Source organism: Tessaracoccus luoxuelianae (genome assembly GCF_055326245.1).
Genome location: NZ_JBUZNO010000015.1, coordinates 1 through 26,425 on the forward strand (window position 1 = coordinate 1; position 26,425 = coordinate 26,425).

General features: G+C 64.5%; 25 protein-coding genes and 2 pseudogenes. 8 read left to right on the forward strand and 19 right to left on the reverse strand.

All coding sequences use genetic code 11. From position 1 onward, the window contains the following. Positions 1-87: 87 nt before the first annotated feature. A complete protein-coding gene (locus ACZK39_RS15875; protein ID WP_463612912.1) occupies positions 88-534 on the reverse strand; it encodes a hypothetical protein in 447 nt (148 codons plus the stop codon). A gap of 163 nt (positions 535-697) precedes the next feature. Between ACZK39_RS15875 and ACZK39_RS16775 the strand changes: the two are divergent. After that, positions 698-1,411 (forward strand): annotated as a pseudogene (locus ACZK39_RS16775) (response regulator transcription factor). Further along, on the forward strand, positions 1,408-2,403 hold the full coding sequence (locus tag ACZK39_RS15890) for a sensor histidine kinase (protein ID WP_463612911.1): 996 nt from the start codon (positions 1,408-1,410) through the stop codon (positions 2,401-2,403). Before ACZK39_RS16775 ends, ACZK39_RS15890 begins: the two are co-directional and overlap by 4 nt. Positions 2,404-2,506: 103 nt before the next feature. Here ACZK39_RS15890 and ACZK39_RS15895 read toward each other — a convergent pair whose 3' ends face one another. Next, positions 2,507-3,505, reverse strand: a complete 999-nt coding sequence (locus ACZK39_RS15895) for a sugar phosphate isomerase/epimerase family protein (protein WP_463612910.1) — start codon at positions 3,503-3,505, stop codon at positions 2,507-2,509. Then, positions 3,502-4,674, reverse strand: coding sequence for a Gfo/Idh/MocA family protein (locus ACZK39_RS15900; RefSeq protein WP_463612909.1), 1,173 nt, complete (start codon positions 4,672-4,674; stop codon positions 3,502-3,504). The genes ACZK39_RS15895 and ACZK39_RS15900 overlap by 4 nt, the downstream gene beginning before the upstream one ends. A gap of 112 nt (positions 4,675-4,786) precedes the next feature. On the opposite strand from ACZK39_RS15900, the gene ACZK39_RS15905 reads away from it, so the two are divergent. Then, positions 4,787-5,797, forward strand: coding sequence for a LacI family DNA-binding transcriptional regulator (locus tag ACZK39_RS15905; RefSeq protein ID WP_463612908.1), 1,011 nt, complete (start codon positions 4,787-4,789; stop codon positions 5,795-5,797). A gap of 253 nt (positions 5,798-6,050) precedes the next feature. On the opposite strand, the gene ACZK39_RS15910 is transcribed toward ACZK39_RS15905, so the two are convergent. From ACZK39_RS15910 to ACZK39_RS15920, 3 genes are all read right to left on the reverse strand, one after another. Further along, complete coding sequence (locus ACZK39_RS15910) at positions 6,051-7,028, reverse strand: SGNH/GDSL hydrolase family protein (RefSeq protein ID WP_463612907.1); 978 nt, start codon at positions 7,026-7,028, stop codon at positions 6,051-6,053. Between the two features lie 233 nt (positions 7,029-7,261). Next, positions 7,262-8,077 carry a maleylpyruvate isomerase family mycothiol-dependent enzyme gene (locus ACZK39_RS15915; RefSeq protein ID WP_463612906.1) on the reverse strand — a complete coding sequence of 272 codons (816 nt, stop codon included), beginning with the start codon at positions 8,075-8,077 and terminating at the stop codon, positions 7,262-7,264. After that, the gene (locus ACZK39_RS15920; RefSeq protein ID WP_459055631.1) at positions 8,061-8,723 is read right to left on the reverse strand and encodes a TetR/AcrR family transcriptional regulator; all 663 of its coding nucleotides are present in this window, start codon (positions 8,721-8,723) and stop codon (positions 8,061-8,063) included. The genes ACZK39_RS15915 and ACZK39_RS15920 overlap by 17 nt, the downstream gene beginning before the upstream one ends. Positions 8,724-8,842: 119 nt before the next feature. Here ACZK39_RS15920 and ACZK39_RS15925 point away from each other — a divergent pair, with 119 nt between their 5' ends. Then, on the forward strand, positions 8,843-9,883 hold the full coding sequence (locus ACZK39_RS15925; RefSeq protein WP_459055632.1) for a sodium:calcium antiporter: 1,041 nt from the start codon (positions 8,843-8,845) through the stop codon (positions 9,881-9,883). Between the two features lie 188 nt (positions 9,884-10,071). Beyond that, positions 10,072-11,085 carry a serine hydrolase domain-containing protein gene (locus tag ACZK39_RS15930; RefSeq protein ID WP_463612905.1) on the forward strand — a complete coding sequence of 338 codons (1,014 nt, stop codon included), beginning with the start codon at positions 10,072-10,074 and terminating at the stop codon, positions 11,083-11,085. Positions 11,086-11,093: 8 nt separating this feature from the next. Here the strand turns inward: ACZK39_RS15930 and ACZK39_RS15935 are convergent, their stop codons facing one another. After that, positions 11,094-11,777 (reverse strand): HEAT repeat domain-containing protein, encoded by a 684-nt coding sequence (locus ACZK39_RS15935; protein ID WP_463613887.1) that lies wholly within the window; start codon positions 11,775-11,777, stop codon positions 11,094-11,096. A gap of 267 nt (positions 11,778-12,044) precedes the next feature. On the opposite strand from ACZK39_RS15935, the gene ACZK39_RS15940 reads away from it, so the two are divergent. After that, complete coding sequence (locus tag ACZK39_RS15940) at positions 12,045-13,514, forward strand: tyrosine-type recombinase/integrase (protein WP_463613888.1); 1,470 nt, start codon at positions 12,045-12,047, stop codon at positions 13,512-13,514. 29 nt (positions 13,515-13,543) lie between these two features. On the opposite strand, the gene ACZK39_RS15945 is transcribed toward ACZK39_RS15940, so the two are convergent. The 12 genes and pseudogenes from ACZK39_RS15945 to ACZK39_RS16000 form a co-directional block, all read right to left on the reverse strand. Next, complete coding sequence (locus tag ACZK39_RS15945; protein ID WP_463613889.1) at positions 13,544-13,777, reverse strand: helix-turn-helix domain-containing protein; 234 nt, start codon at positions 13,775-13,777, stop codon at positions 13,544-13,546. Between the two features lie 156 nt (positions 13,778-13,933). Further along, a complete protein-coding gene (locus tag ACZK39_RS15950) occupies positions 13,934-14,206 on the reverse strand; it encodes a hypothetical protein (RefSeq protein WP_463613890.1) in 273 nt (90 codons plus the stop codon). Between the two features lie 288 nt (positions 14,207-14,494). Then, complete coding sequence (locus ACZK39_RS15955) at positions 14,495-15,562, reverse strand: ArdC-like ssDNA-binding domain-containing protein (protein WP_463613891.1); 1,068 nt, start codon at positions 15,560-15,562, stop codon at positions 14,495-14,497. Then, entirely contained in the window at positions 15,559-15,717 is a 159-nt protein-coding gene (locus tag ACZK39_RS15960) for a hypothetical protein (protein WP_463613892.1), read from the reverse strand. Before ACZK39_RS15960 ends, ACZK39_RS15955 begins: the two co-directional genes overlap by 4 nt. Positions 15,718-16,354: 637 nt before the next feature. Further along, complete coding sequence (locus tag ACZK39_RS15965) at positions 16,355-17,380, reverse strand: Gfo/Idh/MocA family protein (protein WP_345578894.1); 1,026 nt, start codon at positions 17,378-17,380, stop codon at positions 16,355-16,357. A 2-nt stretch (positions 17,381-17,382) separates the two neighbouring features. After that, complete coding sequence (locus tag ACZK39_RS15970) at positions 17,383-18,561, reverse strand: neutral/alkaline non-lysosomal ceramidase N-terminal domain-containing protein (protein WP_463613893.1); 1,179 nt, start codon at positions 18,559-18,561, stop codon at positions 17,383-17,385. An 8-nt stretch (positions 18,562-18,569) separates the two neighbouring features. Beyond that, positions 18,570-19,346 carry a sugar isomerase domain-containing protein gene (locus ACZK39_RS15975; RefSeq protein ID WP_345578897.1) on the reverse strand — a complete coding sequence of 259 codons (777 nt, stop codon included), beginning with the start codon at positions 19,344-19,346 and terminating at the stop codon, positions 18,570-18,572. Next, positions 19,343-20,122, reverse strand: a complete 780-nt coding sequence (locus ACZK39_RS15980; RefSeq protein ID WP_463613894.1) for a 6-phosphogluconolactonase — start codon at positions 20,120-20,122, stop codon at positions 19,343-19,345. The genes ACZK39_RS15975 and ACZK39_RS15980 overlap by 4 nt, the downstream gene beginning before the upstream one ends. Continuing rightward, the gene (locus tag ACZK39_RS15985; protein WP_345584298.1) at positions 20,122-22,122 is read right to left on the reverse strand and encodes a dipeptide ABC transporter ATP-binding protein; all 2,001 of its coding nucleotides are present in this window, start codon (positions 22,120-22,122) and stop codon (positions 20,122-20,124) included. The genes ACZK39_RS15980 and ACZK39_RS15985 overlap by 1 nt, the downstream gene beginning before the upstream one ends. Before the next feature lie 5 nt (positions 22,123-22,127). Then, positions 22,128-22,856: pseudogene (locus ACZK39_RS15990) on the reverse strand (ABC transporter substrate-binding protein); the annotation flags it as partial. Next, positions 22,753-23,280: an ABC transporter permease gene (locus ACZK39_RS15995; RefSeq protein ID WP_463613895.1), complete on the reverse strand. Its 528-nt coding sequence runs from the start codon at positions 23,278-23,280 to the stop codon at positions 22,753-22,755. The pseudogene ACZK39_RS15990 and the gene ACZK39_RS15995, both read right to left, overlap by 104 nt. A gap of 106 nt (positions 23,281-23,386) precedes the next feature. Further along, positions 23,387-24,376, reverse strand: coding sequence for a LacI family DNA-binding transcriptional regulator (locus tag ACZK39_RS16000; protein ID WP_345581333.1), 990 nt, complete (start codon positions 24,374-24,376; stop codon positions 23,387-23,389). 78 nt (positions 24,377-24,454) lie between these two features. Here ACZK39_RS16000 and ACZK39_RS16005 point away from each other — a divergent pair, with 78 nt between their 5' ends. Both ACZK39_RS16005 and ACZK39_RS16010 read left to right on the forward strand, forming a co-directional pair. Then, a complete protein-coding gene (locus ACZK39_RS16005) occupies positions 24,455-25,726 on the forward strand; it encodes an AGE family epimerase/isomerase (protein ID WP_463613896.1) in 1,272 nt (423 codons plus the stop codon). A gap of 10 nt (positions 25,727-25,736) precedes the next feature. Beyond that, positions 25,737-26,342 (forward strand): Gfo/Idh/MocA family protein, encoded by a 606-nt coding sequence (locus tag ACZK39_RS16010; RefSeq protein WP_463613897.1) that lies wholly within the window; start codon positions 25,737-25,739, stop codon positions 26,340-26,342. Positions 26,343-26,425 lie beyond the last annotated feature (83 nt).

Consider the following 26,425-nt stretch of genomic DNA (forward strand, 5'->3'; position numbering starts at 1 on the left):
GCGATCTCCTCAGGGAGCGGTGGGAACGATCACCGGCGCTCCGCGCGGCGATCTCCTCAGGGATCGGCAGGGGACGGGCCATGCCGCTCAGCGACTCGCGGGGACCTTGATGACGGGGCAGACGAAGTACTTCACGACGCCCTCGTCGACGGCGTCACCGGCCATCAACGCCATGTCCACCTCGGCCGCGCTGTCGATCACCCCGTCGCCGTCGAGGTCAGAGGACGCGATCACCGCGTCGTACCCGTTCGGGAACCTGAGGGCGTGGACCATCCAGCGTCCCCCGTTGTAGCCGGGGTCGCCGGGGGCCGCCGTCGCCACGCTGGGCTGCGCCGAGCCGAAGCTGTAGATGGTGTCCCAGGAGTGGGCCGGTGCGCCGGTCCCCGAGAGGTCGGTGGGGGTGGCGACGGTTCGGTACATCACGCCGTCGACGTAGAACGCCGGGCCGGTGACCCCGGCGTGGGAGGTGAGCGGGACAGCGACGGCGGCGCTCGCGACGATGGCGGCTGCGGCGAGGCGGGTGAAGGTCTTCATGGCAGAACCTTTCGGTTGGTCCCCGGCCTTGTTGCCGGTGCCTCGAAGTCAACTCCTGAGCGCCGCGGGACTCCATGACGCAGCGCTTACCTCGTCCTTACGGGGATGTAACGCCCTGGCCGGCGCCTCCGGCGGCCGGTCCGGGCCCCCCTACGATGGCGATATGACGGACGTGCTCGTGGTCGAGGACGACCCCACCGTGGCCGAGGTGCTCGGGCTCTACCTGGGGCGGGCCGGGCTGCGCGTCAGGCACACGACGTCAGGCGAGGCGGCCCTGGCCATGGCCGCCGAGGCGCCGCCCGCCCTCGCGATCCTCGACCTCATGCTGCCGGGGATGGACGGCCTGGAGCTGTGCTGACGGCTCCGGCTCGCCCGCGCGGACCTGCCGATCATCATGCTGACCGCCCGCGGCGACGAGGAGGACCGCATCCTCGGCCTCCAGGTCGGTGCGGACGACTACGTCAGCAAGCCCTTCAGCCCCCGTGAACTCGTGCTGCGCGCGCAGTCGTTGATGCGCCGCGCCGCGCCCGGATCCGTCCCGAGGCCGTCGGCCCCCGAGGCGCTCACCGACGGCGACATCGTCGTGGACCGGTCTGCCCACCGCGCCCTGCTCGGGGGACGCGCCCTGTCCCTGACGTCGCGCGAGTTCGAGCTGCTGGCCTGGTTCCTGGCACATCCCGGGCGCGCGGCAGGCCGCGAGGAGCTCATGCGCGAGGTCTGGGACTGGGAGTTCGGCGACGCGTCGACGGTGACCGTCCACGTCCGCAGGCTTCGGGAGAAGATCGAGGCAGACCCCGGAAGCCCCGTCCGACTGGTCACCGTGTTCGGGGTCGGCTACCGCTGGGAGCCGGGCATGGGCGGGGCGGCGCCGCGATGAACCCGGTCCTGACCTCCGCCCTGGTGGCGGCAGCCGTGGGGGCGCTCGGCACCGCCGTCGTGATGCTGATCGCGCGCCGGTCGATCCGGCTGGCCGCGGTGGCTGCCCCGATCGTGGTGGTGGTCTCGCTGGCGGCCGGCGTGGCCGCGAGCGTGCAGACGATGGCCATCAGCGACTCGGCCGCGGCGACCATCCAGCTCGTCCTGGCGGGCGCGGCGCCGATGGCCCTCGTCGTCGGCCTGGTGCTGTCGCGGCAGCTCGGCTCCCGGGACCGGTCCATCACCCTGCGCGAGGCGGCGCTCGAGCGCGACCGTCAGGTCGAGTTGAGGCGGCGGGAGCTGGTGTCGTGGATGTCCCACGACCTTCGGACGCCGCTCGCCGGGATGACCGCGATCACTGAGGCCCTGCAGGACGGGGTGGCCCCTGATCCCGCGGCGTACCTCGCGCGGCTGCACGGCGAGGCCATGCGCCTGGACGCCATGGTCGATGACCTGATCGCCCTGTCCCGGCTGCAGAGCCCGGTCGGCCGGCTGCGCCGGGAGGACGTCTCCCTCCGCGATCTGGTCTCCGGGGTGCTGGAGCAGGCCAGGCCGGTCGCCGACCGGTCCGGGGTCAGGTTGACCGGGGAGGCCGAGCAGTCCGCGCCCGTGAGCGCCGACGCCAGGGAGGTGTCGCGGGCCGTGTCCAACCTCGTCGCCAACGGGATCCGGCACACCCCGTCGGGAGGCGAGGTGGCCGTGACCGTGCGCGAGGCCGACGGGTGGGCGTCGGTCCAGGTGGCCGACGGGTGCGGCGGCATCCCCGTCGACCACCTGCCGCACCTGTTCGAGCCGGGGTGGAGAGGCAGCGAGGACCGCGGCCCCGGAGATGGCGCGGGCGCAGGTCTCGGCCTCGCCATCGCGCGGGGCGTGGCCGAGGCCCACGGCGGGACGGCGACGGCGAGGAACGCTGGGCCTGGCTGCGTCTTCGAGCTGCGGTTGCCGTCCCCCTGACTCAGGCCCAGCTCTCGTCGGGGGTGATGTCCCCCGACGAGCAGGTGGGGCGTTGCTCTGGAGCCGGTACTCACCCTCGATTGCGGGCCGATGGACGGCTGTGTCAGGCCTTGAAGGCAGCCCACGCGTCGGTGAGGACCTTGGCGGCCACCTCTAGGCCCTCGATCCGGCCCAGCTCGGTGTCCTCGTGCTCGATGTTCAGGCACATGTCGGGGTCCACCTCGTGCAGCGCGCGGATGAACTCGGTCCAGTAGGCGGTGTCGTGACCCTTGCCCAGGGCGACGAAGTCCCAGGAGGAGTCCTTCGGCCACTCGTTGGCCCACTCGTCGCCGCCGAGGTTGACGCGTGCCTCGTCCGCACCCATGCGGCGGAAGCCGTTGTCCAGGACACCGTTGAGCCGCGCGTCCGGGTTGATCCGCACGTCCTTGGCCGCGGCATGGAAGATCAGGGGACCCAGCTCACGGACGACGGCGATCGGGTCGGCCTGCTGCCAGAACAGGTGCGAGGCGTCCATCTCGACGCCGATGTGGGTAGCTCCGGTCAGCTCGATCAGCTTCTTGACGTCGCGGGCGTTGAAAACAAGGTTCTGGGGGTGCAGTTCGAGGGCCACCTTCACCCCGTGGTCCTTGGCGAACTGGTCCATCTCGCTCCAGAACGGCGCGGCGATCTCCCACTGGTAGTCGAGGACGTCGAGCGCCGCGGAGTTCCAGGCGTTGACGATCCAGTTGGGGTACTTGGTGCCGGGCTCGCCGCCGGGCAGGCCGGACATGGTGACGACGCGGGTCTGGCCGAGCGCCGCGGCCGCACGGATCGAGAGGCGGATGTCCTGGGCGTGCTTCTCGGCGATCTCCGCGTTCGGATGCAGCGGGTTCCCGTTGCAGTTGAGGCCCGCGATCTCCACGCCGGTGCCCTCAAACTTCTTCAGGTACTCCGTGGCCGCCGCGGGGCTGGTGGCGATCTCGTCGATGTTGGGGATGTGGACCGGGGGCAGAAAGCCGCCGGAGTTGATCTCGATGCCGGTGAGGCCGAGACCTCCGATCACCGCGAGCGCATCCTCGAGGGGGCGGTCGTACAGGACTGCGTTGTAGACACCGAGCTTCACAGGGTCACCGTCTTTCCGTTGTTGGCAGCCGACTCAGCGACGGCGGCAAGAATTTCCATGTTGTGGACGCCTTCGTCAAACGAGGCGTTGCGGGGAAGGGAGTCGGCCTCGGGGATGCCGGCGACCTCTTCCAGGAAGGCTCGGGCCTGGAACGCGAAGCCCTCGTTCTGGCCGAAGCCGACACCCGCCACGTCGATAGCCATGCCACCGGCGACGTAGGGATGGTCGGCGCCTAGGTTGACGGTCCGGTAGCCGTTGGTGCCCGGCTGGTCGTCGTGGCGGTAGAGCCGCACCTGCGACGGGGTGTCCTGGTGGAAGCTCGCCGCGCCGTTCTCGCAGAAGACCTCGAAGTTCAGGCCGTTGGGGTAGCCGGCGGCGACGCGCGAGGCCTCCAGGCTCGCCGTCGTCTCGCCGAACTTCGCCGTGAACGTGGCGTAGTCGTCGTTCTCCACCGGCTCGGTCTCGCTCGACACCTCGACCTGGCCGTGCCCGACGACGGTGCCCAGCGGGAGCGGACGCTCCGTGATGGCGGTGGTGAAGGCTGCGCCGGAGACGGCGGTCATGCCGCCGCAGAGGAACTCCGACAGATAAGTGAGGTGGCTGCCGACGTCGGCGAGCGCGCCCGACCCCATGGGGCCCTTGTAGCGCCAGCTCATCTGCCCCTTCGGGTTGCACGCGTAGTCACACCAGTACCGCGCCGAGAGGTGCAGCACCTTGCCCAGCGTCCCGTCCTGGATCCAGTTCCGGATAGCGGCGATGCCGGGCTGCCGGACATACGTGAGCCCGATGCGGGCGATCGACGACGCCTCGCGGGCCAGCCGCGCCATCTCGCGGGCGGACTCGAGCGTGTCGGCCAGCGGCTTCTCGCACAGGGCGTGCTTGCCGGCCTCGAGCAGGCCCTTGACCACCTCGAGGTGCAGGCTGTTGGCGATGACGACGCTGACGACGTGGATGTCGGGGTCGGCGGCGATGGCGCGCCAGTCGGTGTCGCAACGTTCGTAGCCGTAGCGGCGGGCGGTGGCCTCGCCGACCTCGGCGTTGACGTCACAGATGGAGACGTAGCGCAGGTCGGGCAGCGTGGGCCGATACAGGGTGGGCGCGACACGGTAGGCGGCGGCGTGCGACTTCCCCGCCATGCCGGCTCCGATGACGGCGATGCCGATGGTCATTCATCCTCCTCGATATGTACTTGGAGCGGTCCAAGTGGCTTTACAATAGATCGACAGCACTTGTCCTGTCAATGGCTGCGTTACCCTCGGTCATCGTGGAAGGAGGTGCGCCATGTCACCTCGTCGACGGCCCTCCCGGCCAACCATCTACGACGTCGCCCGCGAGGCTGGCGTGTCCAAGTCGCTGGTGTCGCTCGTGCTCAACGATTCGCCCCTGGTGGCCGACGCCAAGCGGCAGGCCGTCCACGAGGCCATCGCCACGCTGGGATACCGGCGCAGCCATGCCGCCTCCGCGCTCGCGGCGGACCGCACCCGCACCGTGGGCCTGGTCATCGACGACTTCCAGAACCCCTCGTTCGTCGAGCTGCTGCGCGGCCTGCGCACTCTCCTCGGGCCGCAGGGGTTCCATGTCGCCATCCGGGAGCACTACCGCGACGGCGACGAGCTGATCAATGCCGTCGACGGGTTCCTCGACAGCCAGGTGGACGCGCTGGTGATCGCGGCCGAGCCCGGACGCGACCTTCCGGCGCTCGGCGTACCGACCGTGCTCGAGGGCACCCGCCTGCACGGCATCGACGGCGCCGACACCGTTGAGAGCGACCAGCGCCACGGCGTCCACCAACTCATGGAGCACCTGCGCTCGGGAGGGCACCGCCGGATCGGACACGTCACGGGGGCTGGCGGCGCCGCCGGCGCGCGCCTGGCGACCTACCTGGAGGCTATGGCGGCGGAGGATGAGGATCCGCTCTATGCCGGCGGTTCAAACGAGACGAACGAGGACGGAGGGTACGCGGGGGCGGTGGAGCTGCTGCGCCGGCACCCTGAGGTGACGGCCGTCTTCGCCGCCAACGACACCATGGCCCTCGGCGCGCGCGCCGCGTTGAGGGAGGCGGGGCGCGAGGTGCCTCGCGACGTCGCGCTCATCGGCTACGACAACTCGCACCTCGCACGCAGCCGCTTCCTCGACCTGACTACGGTGGACAGCCACGGACACGACGCCGGCATCGCGTGCGGGGAGGCGATCCTCAGGCGACTCGCGGAGCCTGACCTGCCCCCCGCGGCGGTGGTGGTCCCGAGCACCCTCGTGGTGCGTTCCTCGTCGGTCACGGTCCCCCGTTCCTGAAACCTCAGGTGGGCCTTGACCCCGGAAATCCCAGTGGCACTTCTGGTATCGACTACGCGACCAGATCCGCCGCCTTTGACTGGCAAGACTCGCGTCGGCAACGTGGAGCGCTCCGTGCCGGATGCGACGGCCGGACGCCGCTCCGGAATCGACGCGCCCGAACCCGTCCTGCGGTGGAGGGCAGGTAGGACGACGACGCCCCGGCCAGCCAGCGGTGAGCTGGCGGGCCGGGGCGGTGGTTGATCGGTGTGGGTCAGTCCTTCTGGGACTTCGGGATCTTCACTGTGCCACGGTTGGTGTCACTGGACGTCTCGCCGCCGAGGGTCAGCGTGATAGCGGTCCCGGTGGGTGCCGTGCTCGTGCCGAGAGCCGTGGCCACGGCGGGCTTGTAGCCGGACAGGTAGCCAGTGGCCGTGGGGTGATACGACAGATAGGTCGGGAACAGCGACGCGTTGTAGATCCACGCGGAGGAGTCGCACACGCCATGGCCCAGGAAGTCTGGAAGCACATCGGCGTAACCGATCCCGGCATCGTCAGCAGCTTTGGAGATCACTCCGGCGAGGGTGGCCGCCCCGGAGTTGAGCGCGTCGCGCTCGCGGACCGACACTGTGGTGATCCAACTGCAGTCGGCTTTGGTGGCGCTGAGCAGCCGGGGATAGGCGGTTGCCACGATGGTCGCGTCGGGGGCGGCCTCCCTGATCTGGGTGAACAGCAGCACCAGCCGCGACGGAAGCGCGTTCGCCGCGTCGACGGCGTCGTCGACGGCAGTGATGCAGGCGGATTCGTTGGTCCCGATGCAGGTGGTGAGCACCGATGCGAACCCGACGTCGTTGCCGCCCACCGTGATCGACACGTAGTCAGCCACCGCCAGGTAGTCAGTCTCTAGCTGCTCCGCCGTCACATCGTCGATGTCCGCCCCTGAGCATGCCTGGAGATCAAGGGCGTAGCCCTTCTCCTGCGCAATCAAGCCCGGGTAGCCCTTGAGCGTGCGGTAGCAGTCCCTGCCGTCCTGGATGTAGCTCCCTCCGCCGACGCCGGCCGCGTAGCTGTCCCCGAGGGCGACGTAGACGGGCTGGGCCGGCGGCGGGGACGTCGGAGACGGCTCGTTGGTCGGCGATGGGCTCGGCGCCGGGCGCTTGGCCGCGGCGTCGACGCCGCCCGCGACGATGGTGAGTGAGACGACCAGCGTCGCCAGCGTGGCCACAACGCCACGGATCCCCCTGCGGTTCATGGCGTCAAGCTGTACCCGCCACCATGTCGCGGCAATGGGCAGTTTCGCAGCGCGCTTCGCCCCTCGTCTTCCGCTGCGCCTCCGCCGCCTCTCCCTCTGCGTCTTCCGCTGCGTCTTCCGCTGCCGCTGGGTGGCCCCAGGCGTGCACGACACGCCGTCGCGGTGCCACCTCGGTGTCCGTGGTCACGTCGAGGGCTGGGACAGGCGGCGTGTCGTGCACGGGGAGGTGGGCGTCAGAAGACGACCCGGGCCGCCTCGAGGGACGGACGGAGGTCGACGGCGACGCCGTCGAACAGGCTGTCCTCCGCCGTCCGTCCGGAGAGGTGCCGCATGAACTCCACCGCGGGCACCTCGACGGCGGGCCCCTCCCCCTCCCCCAGGTCCCACGCTCCCCCTTCGGGGCCGGTGAGGCGCAGGTGGACGGCAGGGCCGGTCCACGAGAGTCCGAGGTCGCGGATGACCTGCTCCACCACCTCCGCGTCCGTGGGGTCCGACACCGGCTCCCGCCCCACCGCTCGTCCGATGTCCTGGCGGTGCAGCCAGGTGTCGCGGGTGAGGATGGTGTCGACGAACCATCCGATCGTGGTGTACGACGGCAGTGCGGCGTCGTTCGTCAGCCGACGGCGCATCCAGCCGGGGGTGTCGCGGCCCGACATGGCCCGCCGTCGAAGCAGCTCCAGCAGCTCAGCTGTGGAGAGGGAGTGGTGCCTGTCGATGCCCACCTCGTTGGCGGCGTCCAGGGAGCTGCGACCGCGGTAGCGGAACCGCCCGATCTGAGCGTCGACGAGGAACAGCAGCGGGTTGCCCGGGAACCGTGCCGCTGAGGCGACGTGGCCAACCATGTCGCGCACCGTCCAGGCGGGGCACTCGGTGACGGTGTCCCACTGCTCCGGGGTGAGGTCGCGCACCTCGTCGATCAGGCGCAGATGCTGGGCCCGGCCCACGCGAAGGCCGTCGCCGGGGCCGGGGAGCGGGATGTCGATGGCACGCATGGTCTGATCCTTCGTCGAGGGGTGGCCGGAGGCGGTGGTGCTAGTGGTGGCTCGCATGGCAGGTCCTATCGGGGAGATGGGCGGTGATCAGCGCCCGCACGAGCGCTGGGAAGTGCCGGGAGGCGGTGCCGTCCTCGTAGGCGACGCCGGGCTCGTTGGACAGCTGGCGGACGATCACCCCCGTGGCGGCGTTGGCCAGGTTCTGGGACAGCTCGTCGAGGTCGACGGTGGGGTTGAGCAGGCCGAGGTCGCGGAAGCCGCGCAGGTCGTCGCCGAGCATCGTGAACAGGGCCACCGACGGCGCATACGCCTCGGGGCTCGGCTCCCAGGCGGGGACGGGGCGGGTCATCATGAGGTGGCTGAGCTCGGCGTTCTCCAGGGCCCAGCGGACGAAGGTCCCCTCCAACTCGATGGCGCGGCTGACCGGGTCGGTCTCGGTGGTCGCGGGCCCGAGCCTGTCGCGGTGGCTGGCGACGGTGTCGTGGCACGCCTGCCATCCCCGGCGGAAGAGCTCGTCGTAGAGGGCGTTTTTGGAGTCGAAGTAGGTGTAGAGCGACGGGGTGCGCACGCCGAGTCGTCGGGCCACTTCCCCCAGCGACAGCCCCCCGACCCCATGTTCGCCCATCAGCCGGACGGCGATCGCGACGATCTCGTCGCGGGTCTCGCCGTGCCGCCGTTGCCGACGCTCCGTGCTCGTATCCATGAATCCTCCTTATGCCAAAAGGTATCCCTAATAGGATTAGGACACAAGAGGGCTCATTCTTCCGGACGCTGCGGCGCTCTGGGAGTAGCGTCAACCCCACACAGAGACGTGGGTGCACCGTGTCCGACCTTGTCGCCGTTCTGGCCTTCGTGGCCTGTGCCGCCGCGATCTTCTTCGCCGGCGGACGGCTGTCGCGCTACGGCGAGCGCATCGCCCAGCTGAGCGGCTGGGGCAGCGCGTGGGTGGGCCTGATCCTCATGGCATCGGTCACGTCCCTGCCCGAGCTCGTCGTCGGCGTCAGCTCGTCGGCCCTGGTCGGGTCGGCCGACCTGGCCGTAGGCGACGTTCTCGGCAGCTGCGCCATCAACCTTCTCATCCTGGCCAGCCTGGACGCCTTCGTGCCGGCCCGCCGGAGGCTCTTCGCCCTCGCCTCCCCGTCGCATGTCATGGCCGCCGCTCTCGGGATCGTGCTCCTCGCCACCGTCGGCGTCGGACTGCTGGTCGACGACTCGCTGCCGCTCACTCCCTGGATCGGGCTCTCATCGCTGGTGTTCCTCTTCCTGTACCTGGGTTCGGTGCGGCTCATCTTCCGCAACGGGCGAGGCCTCCCCCCGGACCCCAGCGTTCAGCCACCGCTCGACGAGAACCTCTCCCCCGGCGACGCCGTCACGGCAGGGCTCGGACTACGTCAGGTCGCCGCCCGCTACTCACTCCATGCCGGGATCGTCGTCGTGGCAGCCATCCTGCTGCCGCCCGCGGCCGAAGCGATCGCCCGGATGTCGGGATTGGAGGAGTCCTTCGTCGGAACCGTCTTCGTGGCGCTGTCGACGTCGCTGCCAGAGCTGGCCGTCTCCCTGGCAGCGATTCGGATGGGCGCAATCGACCTGGCGGTCGGCAACATCCTCGGCTCGAACCTGTTCAACATCCTCATCCTGGCGATCGACGACGTGGCCTACACCGACGGGCTCCTACTCGCCGACGCTTCACCGAGCCACCTCTTCACGGTGTTGACCACCATCGCGATGTCGGCGATCGCAATCATCGGGCTGACCTACCCGTCGGCACGCGGCAAGCGGTTCCTGCTGGCGGGCGACGCGGCGCTGATGCTCGTCGTCTACGCCGGAAATGCCGCAATACTGCTGACCATCTCCCCGCACTAGTGGTCAGCACAGTTGCCCATGACCCGGTCAAGGATGCCGCCGGCGCCCGGCCCCACCACCGCGGGGCAGGGCTCGGCGCCGGCACCGTGACGTTCGTGTCTCCTCGCGGGCGATCGGCTCGATCACCCCCGGCGGCGCGTTACCTGGCGGACAATCGATACTCACACCGCACTCCCCAGGGGGCAGACATGCAGGTCGATCCACACGCCCTCGACGACGCCGTCGCCAAGAATGCGTTCACTGGGGTCATCACCATAGACGTGGCAGGCCGGCGCGTCCTCGAGCGCTGCGAAGGGTTCATGCACCGCGCCTTCGGGGTGCCGATGGTGCCCCAGGCCAGAATCGCCGTAGCCAGCGGCAGCAAGGCGTTCACCGCGCTGGCGGTGATGCGCCTCGTCGAGGACGGCGCGCTCCGGCTCGACCAGCCGGTCCGGGATCTACTCGGGGAGGACCTTCCGCTCATCGACGACGCCGTTACGGTCGAGCACCTCCTCACCCACACATCGGGGATCGGTGACTACCTGGACGAGGACGGAGAGTGGGAGGTCGACGATTTCATCCTCACCATCCCTGTCCACACGCTCACCACAGCCGAGGCGTTCCTGCCGATGCTTGAGGGCCACCCGACGAAGTTTGCTCCCGGAGAGCGGTTCGCCTACTGCAACGGCGGCTACATGGTGCTCGCGATCCTGCTGGAACGAGTCACGGGAGAGGTGTACCACGCCGTGGTGAGCCGGCTGGTCTACGAGCCGGCCGGTCTGCAAGCCACCGGGTCTCTCCCCCTCAACGCACTCCCCGCCGACGCCGCGCTCGGCTACCTCGCCAACGACGGAGACCTCGTCAACACGCTCCACCTGCCCATCCTCGGCAACGGCGACGGCGGAGCGTTCACCACCGCCGACGACCTGCACCGCTTCTGGCTGGCCCTGCTGGAGGGTCGCATCGTCTCGCGCGACACCGTCGAGCAGATGATCCGGCCCCGCCACGACGTGCCGGACGAGGGCATGCGCTACGGCATGGGGTTCTGGCTGCACCGGACAGGTCCGGCGCTGGTGATGGAGGGCTACGACGCGGGCGCCTCGTTCCGCTCGACCCACATCCCCGCCAGCCGGACGACGGTGACCGTGCTGGGCAACAGCTCCGAGGGGGCCTGGCCGGTGATCTCAGCGCTCGCCGTCGCGATCGACGGCGAGCTTTCCTGAGCGGGCTGTCAGGCGAGGGCCTTGGCCTTCAGCTGGTCGAACTCGGCGGGGATCTGCACCCGACCGGAGTTCCCCCGCGACAACGTCAGCACCCGCTCGACGGCTCCCTCGGTGAGCAACGCATCGCCGAGGTGGACCAGCAGCGTGGCGATGCCGCCCGTGTCGCCCTGCCCGGCGTGGAGGAGGGTGCCGTCGATGTCGGCGTGAAGGTAGAGCTGAGCGACGGTGAGGCCGGGCCGCTCATCGACGGGCCTCAGTTCGTCGACATCCTCGGGGTCATCGGGGCTCAGGCCCCACGCCTCGAGGGTCAGCTCGGCGAGGGTGCCGGTGAAACCGCCGGCCGCGACCATGGCCTCGAGCGCGGGCACGGCCTCGGGTATCCGAGGCGCAAAGGACAAGGCCCAGGCGGCGTGCTCACGCAGGTGCGGCGATGGGGAGGTGAGGAGCGGCACCAGCAGGCCTGCGGCCGTGGCTGCCCCGGCAGCGGCGGCGGCGTGCACCGCGGCGATGGCGGTGAGGTCGTCACTAGCGGCTCCGATGGCATCCCGGAGGGGATCTGCGGCTGCGGACCCGTCGAGGCGGGCGGCGGCGGTGAGGGCATCCATCAGGTCCAGCGCTGCGAGCAGCGTGGGAGCGCGCCGGACTGCGTCAAGGATTTCCAGGGTGCTGCCCGCGTGGGGACTTATGCGCACACGCTAGCGGGTGCCGCGTCCTCGGGACCAGCGTGGTGAACGCTTCTCCATTTGGTGGGCCTAACTGGACTTGAACTACCGGACAAGCGCGAAGCTGCGAACGGCGATGAATCGGCCTATCACCCGAAGTCCTTGCAGTGAATGCTGCTTCTACTAGGCACAACGATCGTTTGCACCCTGACTCAGTATGCTTGGACACAACGGGCGCAGCGGGCCGATCAAGACAAAGATTTGTCATGTTTTTGTCAGGGTAGCGAGGAGGTCTCAATGAGCGGTAGAACCCTGGGGAACGTTCGCGAGAGCTTCAATCGCTTCTTCCCTCAGTATATGAGGGATGGTCAGATCCACACCGCCGGACGAGGCTTCGCGACGGAGGAACTGGCTTGGGATTGGTTGAGACGTGAACAGGCTCTCCTCACGGAGGAATCACTCACCGGGAAGTCCGTATGGACGCCTCCTGCCACCCGTCGAAAGCGGGAACAGGTCGATGAAACCAATACCCGAATCACTCTGGACGAGCATGCCCGCTACTGGATCGAGCACCGCACCACACCCAAGGGCACACCCTTGGCGCCGCGGACTCGTGGGGAGTACCTGAAGTACCTCGATGGCAGGCTTGCGTCCCTAGCCGCAAAGCCCCTGGTCGAGATTTCGCGTGAGGACATCGACGAGTGGTGGAAGCAAAACGCGGACGGGCATGTCATCCGTGCGCTGGCCTATGCGTTCATGAAGTCTGTCTTCAAGGACGCCACTGATCGTGGCATTGTCCCGGTGAATCCGTGCCGTGTGGAGAACGCAACGCGACGGGTCGCGCAGCGACCTAAGGCAGTTCAGACGGAGCTCCTCACGTCGATCACTCATGCGCATGTTGCCGCACTCGCCGAAGCAATGGATCAGGAGCGATGGCGGGCCTTCATCCTGCTTCTCGCCTACTCAGGCTTACGCCCTGGCGAGGCCTTAGCACTTGAACGCGGTGATCTCCGCCAAGACGTGCGCGACGGCCGGCCGCGGTGGGTGGTCAGTGTCACCAAGTCGATCACCTCGGCACGCGACAAAGGTCTGCATCTCAAGGGCCCCAAGACCACGGGCTCGATCCGCTACGTGCCGCTCCCCCCACATATGGCCGAGATACTGACTCACCATCTCGAGAACTTCTCAGAGCCCAACACCGGCAAGGAGGGGCTGGTCTTTCCAGGTACCTACTGGCGCAACCGGTACGGCACCACAACACAGGTTCTGGGTACCTCCCCGAAAGCCCGGACGGGACCGGGCCGGCATCAGACTCCCCGCACTCCGAGCGGGTTCTACGCTGCCCGCATCGCGATCGGAAGGCCATCCCTCAAGCTCTATGACCTGCGGGCCTGGGCACGCTCGGCGTGGAAGAAGGCCGGCATCAGCGACTTCGACTGCGAACTCATGATGGGACATACGCTGCCGAAAGTCGCCGGTGCCTACACCGTGCTCGATCGCGAGAACCTGTGGCCGCAACTTGACCGCCTCTCGGAGCAGACCGGTTGGCTACCGCCCGCACCGCTGACAACTCCATCGACAACAGCACCGAGCGCCGAGGCCAGCGCGCTTGCGGCGCTCGTGCGAAAACTCGACAACGCCACCTTGGCCACCACGTTGACGGCGCTGCCCGAGGAGCAGAGGTCCGAAGTCCTGGCACTCCTCCCGGCAGACCAGGTCGCCGGCGTCATCACACAGCTGGTCGGCCACTCCACCCCTCAGGGGTGACGCCACTCTTTGGGGCAGGCTTCAGCGGGCTATGCCACTCGCTGAATCAGAGCGGCAACGTCGACGGTCTTCACCCTGAGAACCCGAGCCCTGCCGATCTTGTAGCAGGGCAACTGCCCCAGCGCCGTGAGCCGCTTGAGAGTGCGCTCACTGGCGGTGGTGATCTTCGCGGCGGTCGGGTAGCTGACGTACCGGCCGTACTCTTCCACCAGCTCGAGAGCCTCAGTGGTCATCCTCTTGTGCTGCGTAGTCGTCTGCGACATTGTGCGTCTCCTTCGGATGGTGCGAAGGCGCCCCAGCCACTCTCCAAACTGGAATGACTGGGTCTTGCCTCCGGTCCATTACTTCTTGGAACCCCTCCTCGGCCGGGGTGTGGCGCAGTCTCATGGGAGTTGGTCATTGCTCGGCGTCCTTCTCGCTCAGTCGCGAGTGAGTTTGCGAGCTTCACGGACATCAAGTCCGGTGAGGGTGGCCACCTCGGTGATGGGCACTTCCAGTTCAAGCAACCCTTGAAGAGCTGCTGCAAGACGCTGCTCCGTTCTGGTCACGAGCTGTTCGCGTTCCATGGCAGCGGTGGTGGCTTCAATGACCAGATCACGGATGCGGGCCTCACGAGCCATCTGATCGGCCCTACGTTTCTGGAACTGTTCCATCGCGAGACGGCGTGCCTGCTGCTTGATGTTGGTTGTCATCGGGTCTCTCCTTCCCGGGTGTGTGGTGGTTGTTCTCCGCCGTGCTGGATTACGCATGCCGCGCACCGGACCAGGGCCCGGTCGAGTCGAAGTGCTGCGAGTCGCGTTCGGACTGCTTCGTGACCCGCCCGGTGGCAGAGTTTCCTGATCTCGTCGCGCTGGACGGTCAGGATGTGACACCTACCGCAGATCGGGCACTCGACCGTGACGCTCTGCAGTCCGAACGACGACAGCAGCCGGTGGCCTGTTTCTTCGTGCTCTCGCATGTTCCTGTCCACCCCCCTACGGCTACCGCGCTGCCGGTGCAACGGGTGGTGTGGCGTGGCGAGCATGTTCGTGAAGAACCTGGCGGGGTGACCGTGCCACGTCCGTGACATCAAAGGGCTGCTCCCGTGCGGCCTCAACGCGGGCTCTCATCTGCCGGGTGTGGGCACCGACCGGGTGGGTCGCGTCCGTGGCTGGGGTGTGGCGGTCGAGATAGGTGATGACCGCTGCCCGGACTCGTTCCGCGGTCTCCACAATGATGTCTTCGGGGGTGCAGTTGCGTTGCTTGGCAGCTGAGGCCGCCCAGCCGGCAAGGTAGTCGAACGATGTGGTCGACGAGTCGAGACCGTGCTCGGCTGCCACGACATGGGCGAAGCTCTCCGCCTCCACCTCCACCACACCACGACAGAAGACTCCCGGATCGCTGCTTTGGTGCATGAGGACATGGCCCGCTTCGTGGGCCAGCACGGAAGCGGCATGCGCCGCAGGTTGTCCCTCCACGATCAGGACTTCCTGCGGCCCGAACCTGGTCACTCCCTCGGGCCCGCCCAAGGTCGGGGTCAGCCCGACCGTGAACCCGCGGGAGTGGATGAAATCAGTCAGGTCCTGCCACATCCCTTCCGGCGCCTCCCCCTGCAGAACAGCCTGCTGCGCACCGGGTGCCGTCGGTGGCGGCGGTCCATCGGTCTGCGAGATGTCAAAGACCGGTAGCGCCTTGAACCCGAAGACACCAATCTTGGGCTGACCCTTGTCATCCAGCTGGGGATTACCATTCTCGTCAGTGAGCTTGCGAGTCAACGGACCCAGCACCGCGATGGCCTTCTCCCCACGGCGAACCTGCCGGCCCGCTGCCTGCCACGTCTTGTAGCCAGCCACCTGGGTCGCAGAAGGCATCTGCTGCAGGATCAAGATCTGATTCCGCAACGAGTACTGCCTGAACCTGCTCATGAACGACAACCACTGCTGCCAGCCTTGCGCGGAGATGAGCGCGGTGACGCCCTGCTGGAGTTGATCTTGGAGCTCCTGGACACGCTGTTCCCTTTGCTCGACGATCCGTGCCCGCTGCTCGGGGGTCAACGGTCGGCGGCTCATCGGAGCGCCTTCACAATCTGTTCCGCCAGACGCAGCAGGTCGTCAGCCGATTCGATGGCACTGCGGGAGAGATCATCTTCCGCCTGATCCAGCAGAAACTCAGCTGCCACCAGGTGATCGGTCAGAAGCTCCTCGGAGCACAGAATCTCGTCCATGCCCTTTATCAACCCCACCGGAGCAGGCCGACAGCGGAAAGCACCAACCCGAGCTAGTAGCGCGGGATGCGACCTGGCTCAACCCACAGGGCCGAAGGGCGGAGGCCAGCCAGACGCGGTGCGGACTTGGCACGGGGTACTCGAACCCTTATCCAAAGGCGTCTGACAAGCAGCTTAACCGCTTCGAAGGCAGTTTGTGATGCGAGCGTGCCATGACCTGATCCGAAGTTCTGGCCGTAAAGGCAACCGAGTGCGGAGCCGTCACCCCTTTGAGGAACAGCCGCACGCCCTGCCGTGTCCCTCATCGCGGACTAGCTTCCACGGATGGAACGAACGAGGGCCCTGCCGAACCCAAGACGTTCCATCACGCCCGCACCGACTCCTGCCTACAGAGTTCCTCCATTGCTTCGCGATCGACGGTCAAGACGGGCCGGAGTCAACGGATCAGGCACTCCACAGAGCCCTCAACCGCGCTCCCACCGTCCGAGCACAGAGCCGATGTCACCGCTGTCAGTGTCGACTAGTACGGCCCGAGAGTGAGCCGCTGTGACGGTCTGCATTCCAACTGGTCAGCGCAACGAGGGTGGTCCTGGGAGGCTTCTTCGGCGGGTGGTCTCCGAGGATGACACAGAGGAGACTATTGATAGACCTTCTCTGGATTTCCAGAGGCGATCGAGCGGTGAACGGCTTCCAGCGTCGCGATTACATCGCGAGACGAGCGAAGGCTGATCAAGGGGTCATGACCTCCCAAGACGCAGCTTGTCATGTGATGGAGTGCGGCGGTCACGGCCCCCAGTTGCTGACCATGCACATCCGAGCCGATCGAAGTACGGGGGTACGAGAAGGAGTCGCGCGTCGCTAGGTGTACTTGGTCATCGACTCGCGGCAACTGGATGACGCCATCAGTCCCGACCACCTCAATGAAGGAATCAGTCATGGTTGGGAAGGTATCTGGATAGATCCAACAACTCTCGAAGGTAGCAAATCCGCCACTCGGGTAGCGGACCTGTGCTTGCACCGCGTCCAGGGTGTCGATGCCTTGGGTTGTGAGGACTCCGGACGATGCCGTCGCGAATACGCTAACGGGAGTCTCGCCGAAAAACCAGTTAACCAGGTCGATGTCATGGCTCGACAGGAACCATGCGCAGGTCGTGTTGGAGGCCCATGAGAGCATCGATGTTGGGACGAAGATGCGATCGTTCTTACGCGCATAGGCCATGATCGGTGCGCCAATGTTGCCAGCTTGTATCCGTTTCCAGGCTTCGGCGTAGGAAGGGATCCATCTGTGGTTGAAGCTGGTCATCAACGTTAGTCCGCATCTCTCGACTTCCTCGATGAGTTGGTCAGCCTCGGCTAGAGACGTGGTCAAGGGCTTCTCAACGAATACGTGCTTTCCTGCGGCTAGAGCCTGCCGGCAAATGTCAAAATGAAGGTTGTCGGGCGTCGCTACGGTCACGAACGAGATTCGCGGATCAGCCAGTAGACGGGTGAAGTCATCGGTGGCGTAGGCGTGGGTTCCCTTGACCAATTCTTGTGCTGAATCGAGTGGCAGCCCTGCCACGCCGACTAGCCGCGTTCGCGGATCCATCGCAAGCGAGGCCGCATGGCTGCGACCCATGATGCCGGCGCCGATGATCCCGACGCCTAGTTGTTGGATTCCCATGCCTACCATCCTTCATTCGTAGCGGATGCTTGTGAGACCAACTCGGTCCCAACCTTGACCAACAAGGTGGCGGCTTGCGGAGCAAAACAGGAAGCTCGCCCGTAAAAGACATGCGCTTCTTCTACTTCATAGCCACCCGCCAGATACACAACAGGAGGGAACGGGAGGTACCCAGGCACACCACCGGAGTATCCGCCGACCAAGAGTTCGGACCGCCCACTTCGTGCGCGGATCTCGTTAGCCACCTGAATGAAGGGTTCACCAGGCAGGAGCAGTACATCCAACTCTCCCCACGCATGCCGAGAAACCGGAGCGACGACATCTGGATCTCCGGACATCGGTCCACCTGAGAGCGTCACTTCCGAAACTGCGACGCTGACGGTACTGCCGCCCACGGGATACGCAGCCCCGACAGCTAGAGCTGCGGCATCTGCAACTCGGACCCCAACGCGTTCCGCCTCTGGGAAGGTACGACGAGGCGACACGGAACCAAGAACACTCTCTGACGCTTTGTGCCCCGTATTCAGATCGCCACAGCACCCTTGCAAGAAGATCGCCGGGCAGCGGAGTCGTTCCTGCAGCCATCGTCTCGCGACTCCGGGCCAATCGGCGCTCACTAGTGTGTTGTCAGGCCCCAAGACGACTGGGTGACATGCGAAACAGAAGATGAGGCCCACCAAAGACTCGGAATCGTCATGGAATGACACCGTCCGGACTACCTCATCCGTGGAACTCTCGCCGCGGCGGTTGAATGTCACACCTTCAACGATTGTTGACCCGTACCTCATCGTGGCCGGTCGCATGGATCCCGAGGCCTGGAGGGCGGCTTGGACGGCTGCCGCAGCGACTTGGTCAAGATAGCCGGGCTCAGGGCATCCCCCCAGCACCTGAGCCGCGAATGGCGCGCTATGGGTGTGTGTAACCGCAAACGACACCGCTGCTGGTTCGATGTTGAGGGACCCAGCGACTGCGCGGCAGATGCTCCGTGATTCTTCACACCCCACTGCCACGAGATCAGCCACGAGAATGACTGACGCAACCTGACAGTCGGGTTCGCTGACGGAGATCGCTACAACTTCGAGGGGATCGTGGGTTCCCGTGCTTGGCGAGGTCCGTGCAGCGAAGCCTGCGAGTGGGACGTTGCTCAGCGGAGATATCTCAGCGGCGCCGAATCCGACCATCAGCTGACTCACAGCCAGCGCACCCGCCCTCGGAATCGGTGGAGGAAGGTCGTCATGTGCGCATCGCCGCCAGGCGCATTTCCACTCCGCCAGATGGAGGGATCCCCGCCAGAATCGGCAACGAGCGTGATTGCGGTGGCCATGATCGAGTTCATCGCATAGGCGTTAGCAAATGTTGACACAGCTGACGTTCGTTCGCCAACGTTGTCAATGGAGAGCATCGCGTCACCGATGGGAACCTGCGTGTCGACGTGGACATCGACTAGGTCATGGAGGTTGCCTCCGTTTGGATGCCTAGCCGGGTGATCAGCGGCGGTGTCCTCCGCATGAATCTTGGACGAAACGCCAATCGTTGTGACCCCGGTATCCCTGCACCAGCGAGCCGCTTCAATCAAGGCAGTGTTGATTCCGTAGGCATTGACAAGAATCAAAAGGTCCCCCGCGCGCAAGCCGTTGTCATTCATAACGACCGTGGCGTACCCCAAGGTTCGCTCCATGGCCATGGACCGCATCGCACCGCTTGAGAGGAGAGTTCCCTCATCAAGGATCGCGCTAATGTTTGCGAGCCCACCGGCGCGAAAGAACACTTCTTGGGTCGCGAGATTCGAGTGCCCGCCTGGGCCATAGACGTAGACCAGTTCATCCGCCATCACCTTCTGGGCGACCAGTTCTGCTGCCCGTGCCACGGCATCGCCGGATGTGTCCCGAAGTGCGGTGAGGTGTGCGACGACTGCGTCGAAGTACCGGCCGAGAATGGAGTCAGCAGCTTGTGTAGCGCGGCTCACGGTGTGCTCCCGTCAAGGGAAGATGCCGCGCCTCGGTCAAGGTAGATCCAAGCCTGTGGGTGTTTCCGCACTATGGTCGCGGGGAGTTTCTCGGAAATCGGTTGGGTCAGCATGGATCTGACAGCTGCTCCCTTGGCCCTACCCAAGACCGACACGAGCCATACACGCGAGTTCAAGAGCGCCGGAACGGTTAGGGTCAGAGCCTGCTTGGGGACTTCATCAATTCTAGAAAACAGTCCTTCATCGACTTGCTGTTGTCGCGATGCGAGGTCCAAATCCACAAGCCTGACAAGTCTCGGATCCGCAAAGTCCGCATGATCTGGTTCGTTGAACGCGATGTGGCCATTGACACCCACTCCCAGTAGGGCCACGTCGAATGCTCCCCTTGCGAGAAGCCGCGTCTCGTAGCGATCACCTTCAGCTTCGGGATCGTCCATCTGGCTGTTGATAACTTCGAAGTCGGCATATGGCACACCGTCGAGTTTGTGCCGCAGCCAACTCGCGAAGAGTTGAGGGGCATCGGGGTCAAGGCCAACATACTCATCCACATGGAAGAAGGTCACTGCCTCCCAGGGGAGTTCTCGCATGGCGAAAAGTGAAGTGAGTACCGGCTCTTGGGAGGGCGCCGAGGCGAGAAGCACCGAACAGCTCCCGTCAGTGGAAACTGCGTGTCGGATAACGTCCGCCGCTCGCTTGGCAGCTGCCTGACCCAGTTCGGTCGTCGAGTCGAAAGTGAGGATCCGGTCCGATGGGAAGTCGGCTCTGGATAGCGTCATTACGAGTCTTCCTCTCTAGAAGGGGCCCGGACGATGCAGGCTGCAGAATGTCCGGGTGAAGTCTCAATAAGTTGGGGATCGACGGTCCGACACTCGGGGATTCGTAAGCTGCAGCGGGGTTCAAACCGACATCCGACTCCCACATCTGCCTGAGATTGCTCAGACTCCAGCACGGTGCGCTGGCTTCGGTGACCATGAAGGCTAGGAACAGCCGCGATCATCCCCTCTGTGTATGGGTGCAGAGGTGTCGCCAAGACACTTCGCGACGGTCCCACCTCCACGATTCTCCCGAGGTACATGACCGCCACACGGTGAGAAACGTGGCGCACAACTGCGATGTCATGGCTGATAAACATGTAGGCCAAGTTCCGTTTCTCTTGCAGGCGACTCAGCAAGTTGAGGATCTGTGCCTGCACTGAGACGTCCAGCGCCGACACCGGCTCGTCCAGAATCAGGACTTTGGGATCGACTGAAAGTGCCCGGGCGATCCCCACCCGCTGGAGTTGGCCTCCTGACAGCTCACCCGGCAGCCGCTCAAGCATGTTCTGGCTCAGCCCAACTTCCTCGAACAGCTGCGCAACAATCTCGCTGCGACTGCGTGAGTTGACCCCCCGCACACGAAGGGGCTCCGCTGCATTGGCCGCCACAGACAGGCTCGGGTTGAGGGCCGTATATGGATCTTGGAAGACAACCTGCACATGATCGCGCATCTCACGCAGCGCCCGTCGAGATGCGCGCGTGATGTCTTGTCCCTCGAATAGCACCTTGCCACCATCTGACTCAATGAGGCGAAGCAGAGTATGCGCCAGAGTTGACTTGCCGGATCCCGACTCACCGACTACGCCAAGCGTTTCCCCTTGTCGCAGAACAATCTCGACATCGTCTACGGCCACGAGCGGGGCAGCGCGTCGGAGTTGGAATCCCTTGCGCCTAAACTCAACACGAAGATCCTCAGCGCCAAGGAGCGGCGCTCCAGGGGTCAAGACATCTGACGGAGCGGAAGAGACTTCAGCATTCGCCGCGAATGCCTGCTCGCCAGAGAAATGGCAGGCCGACAGTCTGCCCTGGCGCTCCTCCAACTCAGGGGTCACCTCATGACAGATTGGCCTGTCTTTACCCACCGGACAGCGTGCGGCAAACGGGCACCCATCACCCAGGCTCGATGGATCTGGAGGGCTGCCGGGAATAGGGAGAAGCTGGCCATCGGATTCCAAGCTGGGGTGGCAACTGAGGAGTCCCTGCGTATAGGGATGTCGCGGGTCCGCCAGTACCTCATGGGTCAGTCCCTGCTCCATCACGCGTCCGCCGTACATGACGACGATCTGTTTAGTGTTCTCGGCCACGACGCCTAGGTCATGAGTGATGAGGATGAAGGCGCCCTGCAGATCTTCTGAGACTTCATGAAGGAGGTCCAGCAACTGGGCTTGGATAGTTACATCAACAGCAGTCGTTGGTTCATCAGCGACAAGGAGCTGCGGCCCGTTTGCGATCGCCATGGCAATCATGACTCGTTGCGACATCCCACCCGAAAACTCGTGCGGGAACTGGTCTGCGCGTCTGTTCGCTTCCGTGATCCCCACTCGATCAAGCAGTTCAATAGCCTTCGCGCGGGCCTGTTGTCGACTCAATTTCGGGGAGTGGATCCGGAGGGCCTCAACGATCTGGTCGCCAATCGACATGACAGGGTCAAGCGAAGTGATGGGGTTCTGGAAGACCATGGCCATGGCCTTGCCCAGCAGTGAGCGTCGATGCCTGCGAGACAGCGCTGTCAGGTCTTGCCCCCCGAGACGTACGGCTCCTTCAATAGTCGCTCCGGAAGGGAGCAAACCCAAGGCAGCCAGGAAGGTGACGCTCTTTCCGGAGCCCGATTCGCCAACCACCCCAATGGCATCTCCAGCATTAACGACGAGGTCGACTCCCCGCACCGCTCGCACCTCCGAGCCACCGGTATTGAAGGTGACTCGGAGGTTGTCGAGTTCGAACAGAGGAGATCCCGGCATGATCGTCAGAAGCTCGCCTTGTCCAGCACCAAGGCGTTCTGGTGATCGCGTGCGACCCCCTTGAGTTCCGGTTTGAACATGTACAGCTGAGGAACGTAGTAGGTTCCGATCGCCCACGCTTCATCAACAATTACGTCATTGAGCTGGTCGAATGCTGCTTGGCGAGCCTTCTCGTCCTGTTCCGAAGTAAGAGTTTCGATAGCCTCAACATAAGCCTGTGGCGGAACGCCATCGGGCCATAGCGGGTTGTTGCTAAGCCGGAAGAGGCTGTTCTGGGTGATGCGCGGCAAACTGAGCTGTCCACCACCCATTTGCCCGAGCACTACGCCGAAATCTCCGGCTACAAGGCGATCCTGGAAAGTTGCGGCATCCACCTGCTCGATCTGGAGGTCGAAGCCGATAGATGCAAGATCTGCTTGGATAATCTGCATCACGGAGATGCTGATCGGATCAGATCCGTTGACCATCGCCGCACCTGCCGCGACAGATACATCTTCGAGCAGGGCCTTGGCCGCCTCCAGATCATACTGAACCCGATCATCATACGAGTCGTCCTGTGCCGGAGAGTTGGGACCCCACGGCAAAGCAGCCGCACCGCCAAACCCGAAGAGCACCTCTTCAACGATGCGATCACGGTTCACACTGTGCCAAAGTGCCTGGCGAAGACTCTTCTGATCGAAGGGAGGGGTGATGGCCGAAACCCGCAGCAGCATGGTGGCCGAGCCAGGGTAGGAGTCGAGATACTCGAACTTTTCCTGAAGCCGCTGACCGTCGAGGGAAAGCCAGAATCATGTCCATTACCCTCATCACGACGGCATCAACCCAGCCACCAAGGTAGCCGGAGACGAGTCCCAGAAGGACCCCGATGACTCCCGCTGCTACAGCTGTAGCTATGGCGACAAAAATGGATGCTCTCATCCCGTGTAGAGCCCGCGAAAAGACGTCGCGGCCAAGTTCATCAGTACCGAAGAAGTGTTGCCAGCTAGGTGGCTGCAGGACTCCGAAACCTTGGGACAGTGGTGGATACGGAGCGATCATGGGGGCGAGCAAACTTGCGCTCACCAGCAAGACAATCATCGCCGCACCGAGCATGCCCGCTTTGCTCCCGCGGAATCCTGCCCGGGGCGCTCGCTTTGCTTTGGCCTTGAGCTGCAACACTGCATCACCTCCCGCATGCGCCTAGATGATTCTGCAATTTTATGCATCCGGTTGCAGCCTCGTCAAGGACAAGGCCCGATTGAAATCGGGAACGTCCTCCCTGTTCTCAGGCAGGCCGCGCGGAAGTCGTTCCCCGCACCACGAAGGCGGACCTGAAAGGGATTACTGTCCCGGCCTCGGCGACACCGTGTTGTATCAACCGGTAGAGAAGGTCCACCGCAGCTTCTGCAACTTGGCGCACGGGCGCAGTAATGGTCGTCAACTGGGGAGTCATCATCGATGCGAATGGCACGTCATCACACCCAACCACGCTCACATCACCCGGGACATGGAGTCCCATTGCGGCCAGTCCAGAAACGACCCCGAATGCACTGACGTCATCAAATGCCAACACTGCCGTCGCCCGAGACCGCACTACGGCCGGCGCGGATTGGAGCCCTCCGTCGAAGGATGCCGGAAAACTCCCGAGATGAACGAGTTCGATGCCCAAGCTTGAAGCTGCAGAGAGAGCAGCGGCCGCTCGACGCTGTGCAGTCCACGAGTTCGAAGGACCACCAACCAGAGCGACCCGTTCATGACCAAGCATCCGCAAGTGCGCAACCGCCCCGAGAATCGCATCATCATCATCAACATAGGTTGATGACACCCCCTCCACGATGCGATTGATGCATGTAACTGGCTTGTTCCCGATTGCGCTGACGAGGTCTTCCACAGGAGAACGCGGAGAAGCGAAAATGAAGGCATCGACCTGTCCTTGGACTCGGGCCACAAGTCTCGTCTCAGACTGTGACGCCTCAGCCGAGTCGATGAAGAGCAACTCGGCTTCCCTCCGTCTTGCTGCCTTGATAAGCCCCGACAACAACTGGGGGAAGAACGGGTTCGTCACATCCGGCATTAGGACGCCTACCAGCCCGCTTCGTCCAGTGGACAAAGCTCTGGCTGCATTGTGGGGATAGTACCCGGCCTTCTCCGCGGCCAGGAGGATCTGCTCCCTCAACTCCCGACGTACCTTGCCCGGGTCCGAGAACGCCCTGGAAACCGTGGAAGGAGAAATCCGCAATTGCTCCGCAAGGGAGTAGATCGTAGGCCGCTCCATCACTTCTCCTTGCAAAGCACAGCCAAAATTAGCATAATGAATCCTACTACAACCGGTTGCAGTATTGGAGCGGCAAGGATGCCCGATCTCACCAGGGATAGCCAGCAGGCTGATGTTCTACGCATGTCCAGTCAAGCAAGAAGCCACCTCCTAGACGAGATCCTGCCTTTCTGGATACCCAACTCCATCGATCGCACCTTCGGTGGCTACTTCACGTGTTACGACAACCGCGGACAGTTCGTCTCAGACGCGAAGTACACCTGGTCACAGGGTCGTTTCATAGCCGTCTGCAGCATGCTCGCACAGGCTGCGCGGGACGGCAGTTTGCCGCTTGACGCGGATGAACTCATCTCAGATGCCATCCGCGGCGCCGAATTCCTCTACAAGTACGCAATCCGGCCTGACTTCACTACCCATTACGTCCTAGAACGGTCCGGAGAGCCGGCCGGTCAGCAGACTCCGAGCGTCTATGCCGACTGCTTCGCCGCAATGGGGTTCGCCCGAGTCGCCCAAGTGTCAGAAGACCCTCGCTGGTACAAACTCGCTGAGAAGATTCTCCATGCTGCGACAGAAACATCCCGCCTGCCTGAGATCCCCACCGCGCCCTATCAACTCCCCCGGAACGTGCGCCCCTACGGGGTGAGCATGATCCTTCTGAATGTTGAGCTCGACATGGCAGCCGCGCGTGCAGCTCTAGGCATGGAGCGCCAGGATGATGCTCTCAAAAGAGCCGTGGAAGATGTCTGGAGCTTCGCTCGATCCGATGGGCTCTACAACGAGGTCCTTAGCGAGGAACTGGATCCAGCATCACTCCTGAAACGACACCGCACGCCCGGCCATAGCTTGGAAGGACTTTGGATGATGGCACTCGCTCTTGAAGAGGGTGCAACCATCGAAGCGCAGATCGTTGAGCAGGCGGTAGCCCTCTGTGAACTCGGCTGGGATGAGCAGTTCGGGGGGATTCTTCGGTACACAGACGCCGAAGGCGGCCCCCCTCACGGGTCACTCTTGGGAATTCCATATGAGGATCTAGTGAGGCGCACATGGGCGACGAAGCTCTGGTGGGTCCATTCAGAGGCGACTTGGACAACAGCCCTCCTAGCCCATCGAAGTGGCGATCAGCGCCTGATCCAGTGGAGAAATCGGATCTGGGATTACACACGCGCCACATTCCCGGCGCGGGGCGAAGGAAAAGAGTGGATCCAGATCCGGGATCGCCGCGGCCATCCACTAGATGAGGTCGTTGCTCTGCCACTGAAGGACCCCTACCACCTCATCCGCAACTTGCTACAGGTCATCGAATTGAGCAAGCCGCAACTGCAGTCAGATCCGCCACCAAGCACTGGATAGGAATCAGAAAATGAGAGTTGGCATCATCGGACTTGGACTCATGGGCGAGTACTACGTCAGAATCGTCACCGACCTGGTCGGCCCCGAGAATGTTCTGGGAGTCGAAGCCGACAGGGATCGGGCGGAAATGATGGCTGCCGCCCACGGCATCACCGTCACACAGACCTGGCAAGAGATCGTGGGCACCACCGACGCAGCCATCATCGCGCTCCCTGACCATCTCCACACGGAGCCAGCGGTAGCCTTCCTACAAGCAGGTAGCTACGTCCTGGTCGAGAAGCCACTAGCTACATCTCTAGCTGACTGCCAAACAATCCTGGAAGCCCAGACCGAACCAGGAAGGCTTATGGTCGGCCATGTGCTGCGCTTCGACCATCGGATCCAAGAACTGAAGCGCCGGCTAGACGCTCAGGAATTCGGCAACTTGAGGTATCTAAGGATCCATCGCAGCAACTCAACGATGGGAGCCAAGAGGGTCGGCGAACGAGTCTCAGTGAGCGCATTCTTAGGAGTTCACGACCTTGACCTGCTCCTCTGGCTCACCCAGCGCGAGATCCGAAGCGTCTCTGCAATGCATATTGCGCTGGGTGAGAGCCGGTGTTCCGTTGTGGGGTGAGCCAGTGTTCCGTTGACGGCTGAGCCATGGTGACGCCGCGGTCGGCCGCGGTTTCGCGTGTGGGACGTTCGTCGGGTCCGTGC